The sequence below is a fragment of the Candidatus Galacturonatibacter soehngenii genome (assembly GCF_008830185.1).
Taxonomy (GTDB): Bacteria; Bacillota; Clostridia; order Lachnospirales; family Lachnospiraceae; genus Lachnotalea; species Lachnotalea soehngenii.
On record NZ_WAGX01000003.1, the window covers coordinates 355,265 to 368,964 of the forward strand.

The 13,700-nt window shown below is 34.2% G+C and carries 11 protein-coding genes and 1 riboswitch; of the genes, 9 read left to right on the forward strand and 2 right to left on the reverse strand.

The window, feature by feature from the left end:
- The first annotated feature begins 10 nt into the window (after nt 1-10).
- The 5 genes from F7O84_RS02380 (at nt 11) to F7O84_RS02400 (ending at nt 3,855) form a co-directional block, all read left to right on the forward strand.
- Nucleotides 11-1,717 (forward strand): glycoside hydrolase family 43 protein, encoded by a 1,707-nt coding sequence (locus tag F7O84_RS02380; protein WP_151141459.1) that lies wholly within the window; start codon nt 11-13, stop codon nt 1,715-1,717.
- A 353-nt stretch (nt 1,718-2,070) separates the two neighbouring features.
- The gene (locus F7O84_RS02385; protein ID WP_151141462.1) at nt 2,071-2,403 is read left to right on the forward strand and encodes a matrixin family metalloprotease; all 333 of its coding nucleotides are present in this window, start codon (nt 2,071-2,073) and stop codon (nt 2,401-2,403) included.
- An 87-nt stretch (nt 2,404-2,490) separates the two neighbouring features.
- Nucleotides 2,491-3,081 (forward strand): hypothetical protein, encoded by a 591-nt coding sequence (locus F7O84_RS02390; RefSeq protein WP_151141465.1) that lies wholly within the window; start codon nt 2,491-2,493, stop codon nt 3,079-3,081.
- Between the two features lie 17 nt (nt 3,082-3,098).
- Nucleotides 3,099-3,461, forward strand: coding sequence for a hypothetical protein (locus tag F7O84_RS02395; protein ID WP_151141469.1), 363 nt, complete (start codon nt 3,099-3,101; stop codon nt 3,459-3,461).
- 28 nt (nt 3,462-3,489) lie between these two features.
- Nucleotides 3,490-3,855, forward strand: coding sequence for a hypothetical protein (locus tag F7O84_RS02400; protein WP_151141472.1), 366 nt, complete (start codon nt 3,490-3,492; stop codon nt 3,853-3,855).
- A 94-nt stretch (nt 3,856-3,949) separates the two neighbouring features.
- On the opposite strand, the gene hcp is transcribed toward F7O84_RS02400, so the two are convergent.
- Together hcp and F7O84_RS02410 are read right to left on the reverse strand one after the other, a co-directional pair.
- Nucleotides 3,950-5,503, reverse strand: a complete 1,554-nt coding sequence (gene hcp, locus F7O84_RS02405; RefSeq protein WP_334296148.1) for a hydroxylamine reductase — start codon at nt 5,501-5,503, stop codon at nt 3,950-3,952.
- 181 nt (nt 5,504-5,684) lie between these two features.
- Nucleotides 5,685-6,800: a glycoside hydrolase family 88/105 protein gene (locus F7O84_RS02410; RefSeq protein WP_151141477.1), complete on the reverse strand. Its 1,116-nt coding sequence runs from the start codon at nt 6,798-6,800 to the stop codon at nt 5,685-5,687.
- Between the two features lie 167 nt (nt 6,801-6,967).
- Here F7O84_RS02410 and F7O84_RS02415 point away from each other — a divergent pair, with 167 nt between their 5' ends.
- The 4 genes from F7O84_RS02415 to secD all read left to right on the forward strand — a co-directional run bounded on the left by F7O84_RS02415 (nt 6,968) and on the right by secD (nt 13,543).
- A complete protein-coding gene (locus tag F7O84_RS02415; protein WP_151141480.1) occupies nt 6,968-9,589 on the forward strand; it encodes a glycoside hydrolase family 28 protein in 2,622 nt (873 codons plus the stop codon).
- Nucleotides 9,590-9,701: 112 nt separating this feature from the next.
- Nucleotides 9,702-9,842: a six-cysteine ranthipeptide SCIFF gene (scfA, locus tag F7O84_RS02420; RefSeq protein WP_151141483.1), complete on the forward strand. Its 141-nt coding sequence runs from the start codon at nt 9,702-9,704 to the stop codon at nt 9,840-9,842.
- Nucleotides 9,843-9,985: 143 nt separating this feature from the next.
- The gene (scfB, locus tag F7O84_RS02425; protein ID WP_151141486.1) at nt 9,986-11,377 is read left to right on the forward strand and encodes a thioether cross-link-forming SCIFF peptide maturase; all 1,392 of its coding nucleotides are present in this window, start codon (nt 9,986-9,988) and stop codon (nt 11,375-11,377) included.
- A gap of 18 nt (nt 11,378-11,395) precedes the next feature.
- Nucleotides 11,396-13,543 carry a protein translocase subunit SecD gene (gene secD / locus F7O84_RS02430; RefSeq protein WP_151141489.1) on the forward strand — a complete coding sequence of 716 codons (2,148 nt, stop codon included), beginning with the start codon at nt 11,396-11,398 and terminating at the stop codon, nt 13,541-13,543.
- Nucleotides 13,543-13,649: riboswitch (Fluoride riboswitch) on the forward strand. It overlaps the preceding gene by 1 nt.
- Nucleotides 13,650-13,700 lie beyond the last annotated feature (51 nt).

Consider the following 13,700-nt stretch of genomic DNA (forward strand, 5'->3'; position numbering starts at 1 on the left):
AATTAAGAGTATGAGAGAAGAAAGAATAAACCCAATTCTTCCTGGCTTCCACCCCGATCCTTGTGTGATTCGGGTGGAGGAGGATTATTATCTGGCTACTTCTACCTTTGAATGGTATCCAGGGGTAAGAATCTATCACTCTAATGATATGAGTAACTGGAAGTTAATTGCAACACCGCTTGATAGCCTGGAATTACTTGATATACGAGGTATACAAGCCTCTGATGGTATATGGGCACCATGTTTAAGCTATAGCGAAGGTGTTTTTTATCTGATTTATACTGTTGTTCATTCTTCGCATCGTTATCCTTTCAAGGACACACCTAATTATTTAACAACCGCATCCGACATAAAAGGACCATGGTCAAAACCTGTTTACTTAAATTCTAGTGGATTTGATCCGTCCTTATTTCATGACGAAGACGGTAGAAAGTGGCTGGTAAATATGCAATGGGATTATAGAAAAAGTGCAGGAGGTAAGCAGTTTACTGGTATTTTGCTACAAGAGTATAAAGCAGGAAAGCTTATTGGTACAGCAAAAAATATTTTTTGCGGGACGAAGTTATCCTTTAGTGAAGGCCCTCACTTATATTATCGAAATGGTTATTATTATCTTTTATGTGCAGAGGGTGGAACCTCCTATAAGCATGCAGTAACACTTGCTAGGAGCAAAGAACTAACAGGACCTTATGAAGTTCATCCATTTAATCCAATTTTAACCTCATGGGAAGGAGAAATAGTAGAAGAAGCGCCTTATGAAGAAAGAACATTTATTAAAGACATTGGTTCTTCTACTCTTAAAAAAGCAGGTCATGCAAGCCTTGTAAAAACAAGTGATGATACTTGGTACTTGTTTCATTTATGTGCCAGACCAATTCCAGGTACCAGCTGCTGTGTTCTAGGACGAGAAACAGCAGTTCAGGAAGTTGAATGGAGAGAGGATGACTGGCTTTATCTTAAGAATAAAACCAATCATCCATCAGACTCCTTTTTTGTTGAAAATGGTGGGACTGTTTTCACTCCTGCTACTTCGCATCAAGGTTGTGAGGAAGTTAAGGAGATGAAGAAGGAATGTAGAAAAAAAGTGTACGAATTTTACAGTGATGACTTTCGAAGCGATTTTCAAACACTTCGAATTCCTTATGATACCAATTACATGTCTTTGGATGCAAGAGTAGGGTATTTAAGATTGATTGGAAGGGAAAGTATATATAGTCGATTCTATCAAACGTTACTAGCTAGAAGACAGGAGGATTTTACATTTTTTGCTTCTACTTTATTTGAATTTAAGCCTACCTCCTTTCAACACATGGCAGGATTGCTTTACCGCTATGATGAGAATAACCAGTACTATCTGTTTATTAGCTTTGATGAGGAAAGGAAAACTAAGACGATGAATGCAGTTGAGGTTAGGGCAGGAAACTACCACCTTTTCAAACAACAAGAAATTATAGGAGAAACATTCGAGTTGGGGTTATACGTTAAGAATAAAATTGCGCAGTTTTATTATAAACAGGAGAATATTTGGATAGAGTTAGGTGAAACGTTTGATATTACCAATCTTTCGGATGATTTTACTAATGGATTTACGGGTGCTTTTGTAGGAATTTGTGTACAAGATCTATGTAACCAGACCATGCATGCTGATTTTAAGAACTTTACTTATGCTTTGGAGATGGAGAGAGATTTGATAGGTAAAGATTTGAATAGTTATTAAAAATATAAATAAATGGTAAAAAAGAGCTATAATCAAATGATTGCGTAAGTAAGTCGCAAAAACTGGATTATGGTTCTTTTTGCTTTATATGATTATAAAAATAATCAACTATTATAATAGGAATGTAAAGAAATAGTAATTTAAAAGTAAAATCTATATAATATAATATAATATTTTTCATATATTAAGAGGGAGTAAAATAAAAACAAAGGATGGTAAAAAATATGAAAATCAAAGAGTAAAGAATTATATTGAAACAATGTGTATAGCCGTTTTATCAATAATTTTATTGGCTTCTATCAGTTCTAACGTTATATTCGGGTTCTGATGCAAGTGTTAGAAGTAGTATAACTATGTCTTGTAATAAATACAATCCGCCGACTTCATTAGAATATGGCCGTACATATCCGTATGTGGCATATGGGCAAAACAGTGCCAGTGCAGGCTCATTTAGTAAGAACTCTACAGAGCAATGGGTAAAAGCAATTTGCTATCAATATAAAAACACAGACTTGAACAACACTGAAAAAAAAGCCGCGACAGCAGCACATGAAGTTGGACATGCATTAAGCCTGGATCATAAAGATTCACAAGATTTACAATTTTCAATAATGAGAACAGGAGAAAAAAGTCTAAAATTATATGCTTATGATAAAAAAATGCTGAAAAAAAAATGGGGAAAATAAAGAGACAGAAAAAATGTAATATTACCTTCTCTTAATATAATTGATGTGTTAATTTTATCTTAGGAAAAAATGAAAGGGAGTAGAGGAATGGAATTGAATAGAAATAAAAAAATTATATTAATGATATTAGCGATGATTTTAGGTGTAAATTTATATGGTTATATAAATAATAATACAAAAGAAATAGCCTTAGCATATAATGTGAATCCAGAAACTGGAATCAAGGAATTGATTGTAAGTTGTGATTATGCAGAACTTGAGTACAATGAGCTCGAAGATAAGGCAGAGATTATTGCATTAATAAAAGTGAAAGATAACCTGTCTGAAAAAAATAGTTATTTTACATATGATAATATAGAAGGAAAGTATCTTGTAGGCTATTACGGTGAACGGGATGTGGAGGTGTTAAAATATTATAAGTCAGAGAACCAAGAGGCAAAGAAATTGAATATTATAGAACCTGCAGCAATAAAAGATAATATATATTATCATAATGAGGACTATTCTAAAATGGTCATGGGAAATGAATATATTGTATATTTATCTACTGAAAATGCATCAGGTAAATACAGTATAATGGCAGGAAGTACTGGTATTACTAAAGTGAATAAGGTAAACGAAATAGAGGACTATGAAGATGTTACTTCATTGTATGATGAGGAACATAATCTAAATTAAGGATGGGATGTGTAAATTTGAATATAAAGAAAATTGTTTTTGGAATTATTATTGTAGTAGTATTTTTTTTATTTCTTAGTATTAATCAAAGTCAAAGAATTGATAATAAAGAAAAAAAAATAATGCAGGCATATCAACTACTAGATGATGCTAATAAACAATGGATAAGAGATAGGAATGAAATAAGCAAGCGCTCAGATATAAGAAAAATAAGATTAAAGGAAAGTAATACAAAGTATACTGGAGAAAATAAAGAATATTTTGGGAAAACTGTGTATGAAGTTACATTTCCATTAGAAGATGGACGAGCTGAAACAGAGTTTATGATACTATATAATTTGGAGTTAACAGAAATTGTTGGATATGGAGTAGTGGAGTAACATTAATATAAAATTAAAAGGAAATAGTATGAGAAAAAATAAATACATTTTTATCATTATTATTGTTGGATTTATTCTTATCCTATTGGGCTATTATCAAAGTCAAAAAATACAAAACAAAGAACAAAAGATAATGAAAGCTTATCAACTGTTAGAGAATGCTCAAAAGCAAAGAATAAAAGATATTAGTAATATAAGTAAACGCTCTAATATACGTAAAATAAAATTAAGAAAAAATATAAAAAGGTATTTCAGAGAGAATGAGGAATATATTGGTAAGACAGTATATGAAGTTACCTTTCCAATAGACGATGATGGACGACCTGAAACAGAGTTTATGATACTCTATAATTTGGATTTAACTGAAATCGTAGGATATAGAGGGTTGGATTAGTAAGAATATAATTGAAAGAAAGAGATTTAAAAGAAGTGTTATCATCAAAACTGGATGAATAACACTTCTTGTATCAAAAAATAGTAGCTTTTATTTATGCCAATATTTTTTCCAAATCTTGCTCTGGAGTACTAATCGGTGTAAGATTATAATTTTCAACGAGTATATTTAATACATTAGGAGAGACAAAGGCAGGAAGGGTTGGTCCTAAATAAATATTTTGAATACCTAGATATAAAAGGGTCAATAGGATACAAACTGCTTTTTGCTCATACCAAGATAGAACGAGGGTTAATGGAAGATCATTCACGCCACATTCAAAAGCATCTGCAAGTGCTAGGGCAATTTTAATCCCACTATAGGAATCGTTACACTGCCCTAAATCAAGAAGGCGAGGTATACCGTCTATATCACCCAAATCAAGATCGTTAAAACGGTATTTTCCACAGGCAGCAGTCAAAATAATAGAGTCTTTTGGAGCCTGTTTTACGAATTCTGTATAATAACTTCTTCCAGGAGCTGCACCGTCACAGCCTCCGACTAAGAAGAAGTGACTTATTTTTCCGCTTTTTACTGCATCAATTACTTTGTCGGCGATGGAAAGTACAGTGCCGTGTGCATACCCTGTTGTCACAGTAGTTCCTTTATTGATACCTGTCATTGGAGTATCTTCCTCGTAGCCACCGCATTCGATTGCTCTTTGAATGACAGGAGTAAAATCCTTGTCTTCTCCGATATGAACCAATTCAGGAAAGGATACGACAGAAGTGGTAAAGACTCTATCTTTGTAGCTTTCCCGTACTGGCATAAGACAATTAGTCGTAAAAAGAATCGGAGCAGGTATGTTGTGAAATTCAAACTGTTGGCTTTGCCATGCGGTTCCAAAGTTTCCTTTTAGATGAGGATATTTCTTTAATTCTGGATATCCATGAGCAGGGAGCATTTCACTGTGCGTATAGATATTAATTCCTTTATCCTTTGTTTGCTCAAGTAAAAGTTTTAAATCATGCAAGTCGTGTCCACTTACAACAATAAAAGGACCTTTTTCTATGGTTAAAGAAACAGTATTAGGAACAGGAGTACCATAAGCAGACGTGTTTGCCTCATCAAGAAGAGCCATACATTTAAAATTCACCTCACCTGTTTTCAAAACAAGAGGAAGTAATTCATCTTGGCGTAAATCTTCTCCAATGGCATATAACGCTTCATAAAAAAACTGATTGACTTCTTCATCCATTTTACCAAGAGCCATAGCATGATACCCATAAGCGGCCATACCTCTAATTCCAAATAAGATTAATGATTTTAAGGAACGGATATCTTCGTTATCCTCCCACAAACATTTCATATCATAATCTTCGAATTTTTCAGCGTTTATTCGAGCTCGTTCTTGGTGAATTTTTGCAGTAAGTTTCTTAATGGTATCATTGTAAAAATTAACATTTGTAATAGTGGTAAACAGACCTTCCAGAATTATTTTGTGGGTATTATCGGTTGGATGTCCTGATTTTGCAGCTCTGGCGAGTCCGATTAAAGCTCCAGTTAATTCATCCTGATAATTTGCAGTATCGCATTTCTTGCCGCATACACCTGCATTCCCCTCGCACCCTGTGTTATGTGCGGTCTGTTGACATTGAAAACAAAACATATCCTTCATTTGATTCCTCCTAAGTTTATACAATTTAGACATGTAAAGAATAGTCATTAATACTAGTATTTTCATAGAAGCAAACAATATACATAGAAGCCTAGCAAAGTTTTAAAATAGATAATTGCAAACAAAGAGTCCGAAAACGAACTCTTTGTTTGTAAAATAATAATTTTTAGTTTTAAACCAATGCTTCACATAATGCAGTTAAAGCTAAAGATTGGCCATATGCCATAGGAGCTATGATGATATTTTTATAATGATCGGCATCATAACCCATTCCTGTTCCAGCAGATACATTTAATACAGTACCATCTGTATCAATGTTTTTACAGATAGCTTCAATTGCCTTATCAGCGTATATCTGATAGCTTTCATCTAAAAGGCCTAGCTTAATCGCTTTTAAGATACCAGTTACAATCGCAGCAGAACCAGACACCTCTTCATAGCTTGTAGGGTCGGTAAGAACGGTATTCCATAATCCAGAAGGCGCCTGAAGTTTAACTAATGCATTCACTTGCGCTTTGAAGGTATCAAGTAATATCTTTTTAACACCTGCATCAAGAGTTGACTTGCTCATTTCAAGAAAATCTATGATTCCAAAGGTAAACCAAGAATTACCACGACACCAGAATACTCCTCCAAAATTGCTATTTTCATTAAAACTCCATCCATGATAGAATAGTCCAGTTTTCTTTTCGTACAGATATTTAATGTGAATTAACACCTGATGGGTAGCTTCACTAATCCAATCTTGACGATTGTACTTATGTCCCATTTTATTTAAAAATAATACAGTCATAAAAATGGTATCAATCCACATTTCACTTTCATTTAAACGAACGCCCTGACGATCTCCAATTGCACTTGTTACATGCTGGAATGCACCTTCTTTGGTGCGAGGCAAATAATCCATCAACCATTCAGCACGTTCGATACACATTTTTTCGTAGATAGGATCATTTAGTGTATCACATAAATCGACCAACGGAAGAAAAGGAGCCGTAGTATTGACATTTTTTGAAGGAAGTCCTATTTCTAAATTGTTTTGATACCAATTTTTGAAAAATTCACTGTATCTGCCATCTTTATAGAAGTCTTCCAACTTTCTTAATCCATAAAGGCCAACTCCTTGTGGCCAGTCCCATTCTGCAATTCCAAAATCTCTTGGAATCAATCCTTTGGAAAGACCTGCTTTGTCTGTAATATCTGTTTCACAATCAGGAGCTCCAAGATTCATCAATTTATCAACGATTAGGTTGATTTTTTTCAATAAAACTTCATTTGTAACTTTCATAATAGCCTCCGTTTCTGTAGTTCATTATCAATCCTATAATACAAAACAAATCAACAAAAAACAATAAGAAAAAACAAAAATTCAGTAGAAAATAAAAATAAAACATGATAATCTATTATAAACAAGGAAAACAAAAATGATTCAAATCCTTTTATCGGAGGTAGAAGATGAATATAAAGCAAGCAACTGGTGCAACGATAACATATGCTGATTTATATAAAGAAAAAACACTCAATGTCATTGATTTTGGTGCTGGAATAGGGATAGATCCAGTAACGAATACAAAAGCAATTAACGAGGCGATAAGCATGGCGAATTCCATGGGTGGCGCAACGGTTATGATTCCAGAGGGTGAATTTAAAACATATACAATAAAATTAAAAAGTAATGTAAATTTGTATCTAGCAAAAGGTGCTAATTTAAGAGCGGCGAAAACAGAAATAACAAAGTCCTATCAAAAGCAAAAAGGTGAAGGTGGTAATTATGACGAACCAGAGATAAATCGCTATGCAGGATTGCAAGACCACGGACATACTTACTTTGCAAATAGTTTAATTTATGGCGAAAACCTAGAAAATATTATGATCTATGGTGAAGGACTAATCAATGGAAGTTGTATTGATGAAGAGACAGGATTTCGTGAGTATATTTTACAAGGTGGAGATCCCTTTGACCAGCCAATGAGAAATGAAAGAGGACACATTGGAGAGTGGTTTGGTAATAAAGCGATTGCCTTAGTTATGTGTAAAAATGTGGTTTTAAAAGATTTTTCGATTCTTATTGGAGGTCACTTTGCAATCATTGCAGAAGGAGTGAACAATCTTTTGGCAGACCATATACTGGTAGATACAACCAGAGATGCTTTTGATATAGATTGTTGTGAAAATGTGACGGTGATAAATAGTGTTTTTAATTCTCTTACAGATGATGCATTGGTATTAAAGGCTTCCTTTGGAGCAGGTATTTTTATGCCAACCAAAAATGTTTTAATTGAAGATTGTACGGTAAGCGGCTATGATGCTGGGAGTGTTTATGCGAAAGCATATACGAAGGATAAGTTGATTGCAACGGATCGCTGTGGTCCAACAGCCAGAGTGAAATTAGGAACGGAGTCTACCTGTGGGTATGATACTGTAACAATACGAAGAGTAAAGTTTGAACGATCCAGAGGATTTGCTTTAGAAGCAGTTGATATATCGGACTTAAGTAATATTATATTTACGGATAGTGTTATGGATAATGTTAGCAGTTCACCTATCTTTATCCGAGCTGGAGAACGAGGAAGATTTCCAGTCACAGGAAATAGCAAAAAAGAAGTAGTACATGCAGAAGAAGGAAATGTAAGAGTTGATAATACGAATTGGGTGTTGCCAAATACGAAAGATTATTCATGTTATAAAGCGAAAAGATTTATTCCTTCTTATGATAGAAGTCAAAGTGTGTCGGTAGATGGACATTCACAGTTTCAGATTGTAAATCAAACAAATCCGACAAAGATCAATATGGGAAACATTGAAGAAATAAATGGTAAGTTCTATCTTAAGACCTATGATGAGCAAATAGGTGAATATATTGCAGATTTATCGAAAGAGATACCAAAAGATCAACTTTGCTATTATGCGAATGCGGTAGGGGATAGTAAGTTACCAAAGGTACATCATATCGAAATCAGTAATATCAAAGTAACCAATGCAGATCCAAGATATCCAATCCTTTTAATGGGGCTTGTAGATGCACCGATTGAACATGTGCTGATTCGTGACATTGAAGTAGAATATCGTGGTGGTTTAAAAATGGAGCATGCAGTAGAGCAAAGACAGTTAAACACAAATTGGAAGTACACACAGTATGAAACAAAAAGTTCCATTCAGACACTTCCATGGCTTGTAAATACCTTCTTTTTAAAAGCAGAAGGATTGCTTCCAAGGGTTGAGTGGGATGCGAAGACGAATTCATGGAAAGACGATCCTTACAATGTTCCAGAATTACCAGAGGTGTATCCAGAACCAAGTAATTGGGGAATACTTCCTGCTTATGGTATATACGCAAGACATGTAAAGGGACTTACTCTATCTAATATTAAACTTTCATACAAAGTAGAAGATGAAAGGCATGCAATTGTTCTAGATCATGCAGCAAATGTTACAATGGAAAAAATGGAGGTACAAACTTCAAAGGGGGTAGCTGGTGTTGCAAAAGTAACCAATCATTACAAGCGCCACACCAATTTTGAATATGTATTAAATGAACAATATTTTTCTACGAGTGTCTCGGATTTAAATATAATAGAATCTGATTTGGAGGTAGAGGAGTTTGTTGTCAATGCACCTGCACCAGGAACACCACCAGACCAATATTATACTTATGAAACAGTACCAACTCCTGAAAATGGATATACCTATCAAATAGAAACAAAAGATTATCCGTTGCCACAAACGGTTTTTCGGCCTTTCTTAATTACAAAAGAAAGACAGATGGTTAAAGTTGGTGATGTGTTAAATCTTAAGATAGAAGTGCGTAATCCATCCTATGAAACTACTTTAGAAGAAACAGACGGGTTTATTTACAATGAAGCTGTTACGAATAAAGATTATGTTGTAAATGGAGTGGATAGTAAAGTCATTGTCTCAATTTGTAACTTGCCTGATGGTGCATCTTTTTCAAGCGAAAGTAATGTCTTAAGTTGGAAGCCAAGAAAAGATCAAATAGGGTTACATGAGTGCATGATATGTATGGATGATGGAATCATAAAAGAAGAGGCTAGGATACGAATTGAAGTAATTGAATAAAGGAAAATATCTGATTATAATTCTAATGAATAAAATGCTTTTAAAAATAAAACAGGTGTGATATAATAACCAAGATATGGCGAAAGCCAATATATGAAGGAGGTAAAATGCAATGAAACACATTAAAACATTGAATACAAAAAACCTTAAAAGTACATTAAAAAAAGGTGGTTGTGGTGAGTGTCAGACTTCATGTCAATCTGCTTGTAAGACTTCATGTACAGTAGGAAATCAGAGTTGCGAAAATAAATAAGTATTAGAAGAGATTTCTTTTAATGCATTATTTCTACATAGGTAGAATAGGTTATATGAGTGTGCTTTGGATTTTTAATTCAAGGCACACTCATTTAGGGTATTATCGCAGGCGAAGGCTTGCATTGAAAGGAGAACTTAAGCGTGGTTCATCAATATAAAAATAATGGCTATAATATCGTGCTAGATATTGCCAGTGGTGCCATTCACGTGGTAGATGACGTAGTCTATGATATTATTGCATTATTGATTGAAACGGCTTCTGAAGATGTTTTAGAATACATACAAAACAGTGCTTCTGAAAAAGAAATAATCAGTCAATTAGAAGAACACTATAATAGTGAAGAAATAAAAGAGGCGATAAGTGATATTAAGGAATTAATAGAAGATGAATCCCTCTTTACGAAAGATATATATAAAGAATATATCATGGATTTTAAAAAGAGAAAGACGGTAGTCAAGGCTTTATGTCTTCATATCGCACATGATTGTAATCTAGCCTGCAAGTATTGCTTTGCAGAAGAGGGAGAATATCATGGAAGACGAGCCATAATGAGTTATGAAGTTGGTAAAAAAGCATTAGACTTTTTAATTGCCAATTCTGGAAACAGAAGAAATCTAGAAGTGGATTTTTTTGGTGGAGAACCACTTATGAACTGGCAAGTAGTAAAAGACCTTGTTCATTATGGAAGAGAACTAGAAAAAAATTATGATAAGAAGTTTCGTTTTACCTTAACAACCAATGGTGTGTTATTAAACGATGACATCCTTGAATTTGCAAATAAGGAAATGAGTAACGTTGTTTTAAGTATAGATGGAAGAAAAGAAATTCATGACTTCATGAGACCTTCTAGAAATGGTAAAGGAAGTTATGAATTAATTCTTCCAAAGTTCATAAAAACAGCAGAAAGCAGAAATCAAAACAATTATTATGTAAGGGGAACGTTTACCCATCATAACCTTGATTTTGCGAAAGATGTATTACATTTGGCTGATTTAGGATTTAAGCAGATATCGGTTGAGCCAGTGGTTGCACTAGAGGATGAAGAATACGCTATTAAAAAGGAAGATATTCCACGAATCTATGACGAATACGATAAACTAGCAAGGGAAATGATTCAAAGAGAAAAAGAAGGAAAAGGTTTTAATTTCTTCCATTTTATGATAGATTTAGAGGGTGGACCTTGTGTTGCCAAACGCTTATCTGGATGTGGTTCAGGAACAGAATATTTGGCAGTTACTCCTTGGGGAGACTTTTACCCATGCCATCAATTTGTAGGCGAAGATGGATTTTTAATGGGTAACGTAGACGATGGTATCACAAAAACAGAAATTCGTGATGAATTTAAGCTTTGCAACGTATATGCAAAGGACAAATGTAAAGAATGTTTTGCAAGATTCTATTGTAGTGGAGGTTGCGCCGCAAACTCAAATAAGTTCCATGGTTCTATCACGGATGTATATGATATTGGTTGTGATCTTCAAAGAAAACGAGTAGAATGCGCGATTATGATTAAGGCCGCATTAGCAGAATAAAAAGAGAGAAGGGAAGCAATGAAGAAAAACAAAGGTGGATTGGTTCTTGCTATTATTATTTTAGTTATTGTAGGATTAAGTTATACGGCTGCATTTGGTATTGGAAAAACACATACGGGTTCAGCAAAAAATATTAATTTAGGACTTGATTTAGCTGGTGGAGTAAGTATTACCTATCAGGCAGTTGGAGAGACTCCTACAGCAGAGCAAATGGCAGATACCATACGTAGACTTCAACAGCGTGTTGAAACTTATAGTACAGAGTCAGAGGTATACCAAGAAGGTGATGACAGAATTAATGTTGAAATACCTGGAGTATCCGATGCCAATACGATATTAGCGGAGCTTGGTAAACCCGGATCACTACAGTTTCAAGATACAACAGGTAAGGTATTAGTAGATGGCACTGATATATCTACAGCAGAAGCGCAGATTACACAAGATAATATGGGAAACAAAGAGTATGTTGTTTCTTTGACATTAACAGATGAAGGTGCCCAGAAATTTGCAGATGCAACAGCGGCTAATTTAAACAAACAGATTCCAATCGTTTTTGATGGTGAGATTATTAGTTCTCCGACTGTTCAAACGACGATAACGGGTGGACAAGCATCCATTACAGGAATGGAAAGCTTTGAAGCAGCAGAGAAATTAGCTTCCACGATTCGAATCGGTTCTTTAAAAGTAGAACTGGAAGAGCTTCGCTCAAATGTAGTTGGAGCAAGACTTGGTCAAGAAGCAATCCAGAGTAGTTTGAAAGCTGGAGCGATAGGTTTAGTTCTTGTTATTTTATTTATGTGTGTGGTATATTTATTGCCTGGTTTTGCAGCAGGAATTTCGTTGATTTTTTATGTTGCATTGGAGTTGGTAGTATTAAATGCTTTTGATATCACGTTAACTCTTCCAGGTATTGCAGGTATTGTTCTATCAATTGGTATGGCGTTAGATGCCAACGTTATTATCTACGCACGTGTAAAAGAAGAGATTGCAAGTGGTAAATCAGTTGGTTCTGCAATTGATGTAGGATTTAAAAAGGCAATGTCAGCTATTGTGGATGGAAATGTTACAACATTGATATCTGCATTGATACTTGGATTAAAGGGAACTGGAACAGTGAAAGGCTTTGCACAAACTTTGGCAATTGGTGTTATTTTATCCATGTTTACAGCCTTATTTGTTTCCAAATATATTATAAAAGCACTTTATGCAATTGGTCTACAAGATGTAAAATACTACGGTATTCAAAAAGGAAGAAAAGTTATTAATTTTTTGAGTAAAAAAACAATCTGTTTTGCTATTGGAATCTTGGTAGTACTTACTGGATTTGGCTTTATGGTAATGAATCAAGCGCAAGGAAAAGGTGTTTTTAATTACAGTCTTGAATTTGTTGGAGGTACATCAACAAATGTAACATTTAATGAAGATTTGTCTTTAAAAGAGATTGATGATACCGTTAAACCTGTGGTGGAATCTGTAACGAATGATGCCGCAATATTAACGCAGAAAGTAAGTGGCACCAATCAGGTTATTATTAAGACAAGAGAGTTGTCAAGAGAAGAGAGAGAAACTTTAAATAACAAACTTGTCGAGGAATTTGGCATTGATGAAGGGCTAGTAACAGCAGAAAGTATTAGTTCAACCATTAGTTCTGAAATGAAGAGCGATGCGATTATAGCAGTAATAATATCAACCATTTGCATCTTGATTTATATTTGGTTTCGATTTAAAGATATACGATTTGCTTCAAGTGCAGTTATCGTTTTGATTAATGATGTACTTGCAGTATTGACGTTTTATATCATATCAAGAATTTCTGTTGGTGGAACATTTATTGCGTGTATGCTTACAATTGTTGGATATTCAATTAATGCTACAATCGTAATATTTGATAGAATAAGAGAGAACTTGGTAGTTATGTCGGAGAAGAAAGATGGTTTGGAAATGATTGTGAATACAAGTATTTCTCAAACATTAACAAGAAGTATATATACAAACCTTACCACATTTATAACTATAGTTGTTTTATACATCTTCGGTGTGAGTGCAATTAAAGAGTTTGCATTACCACTAATTGTAGGAATTGTTTATGGTACATTTTCTTCAATTTGTATTACAGGACCATTGTGGTATGTAATGAGAAAAAGATTGGTAAAAAGAAGTGAATAATTAATCATGGGAATGAAGTTCTCCCAGAGGTATTAACCCAAACCGCAACCAGAATGTAACTGGTTATACGTATTGACGTATAGATGCTGATGACTTCTGTGATACTATAACAACGGGCAAGTTTGACTTTGCTTTTGTTGTTAATATCATAGAGTCA

Excerpts from the sequence above, each read along its gene's own strand:
- F7O84_RS02380 (WP_151141459.1), top strand. The coding sequence starts at position 11 with ATGAGAGAAGAAAGAATAAACCCAATTCTTCCTGGCTTCCACCCCGAT.
- F7O84_RS02385 (WP_151141462.1), top strand. The coding sequence starts at position 2,071 with ATGTCTTGTAATAAATACAATCCGCCGACTTCATTAGAATATGGCCGT.
- F7O84_RS02390 (WP_151141465.1), top strand. The coding sequence starts at position 2,491 with ATGGAATTGAATAGAAATAAAAAAATTATATTAATGATATTAGCGATG.
- F7O84_RS02400 (WP_151141472.1), top strand. The coding sequence starts at position 3,490 with ATGAGAAAAAATAAATACATTTTTATCATTATTATTGTTGGATTTATT.
- hcp (WP_334296148.1), bottom strand. The coding sequence starts at position 5,503 with ATGTTTTGTTTTCAATGTCAACAGACCGCACATAACACAGGGTGCGAG.
- F7O84_RS02410 (WP_151141477.1), bottom strand. The coding sequence starts at position 6,800 with ATGAAAGTTACAAATGAAGTTTTATTGAAAAAAATCAACCTAATCGTT.
- F7O84_RS02415 (WP_151141480.1), top strand. The coding sequence starts at position 6,968 with ATGAATATAAAGCAAGCAACTGGTGCAACGATAACATATGCTGATTTA.
- scfA (WP_151141483.1), top strand. The coding sequence starts at position 9,702 with ATGAAACACATTAAAACATTGAATACAAAAAACCTTAAAAGTACATTA.
- secD (WP_151141489.1), top strand. The coding sequence starts at position 11,396 with ATGAAGAAAAACAAAGGTGGATTGGTTCTTGCTATTATTATTTTAGTT.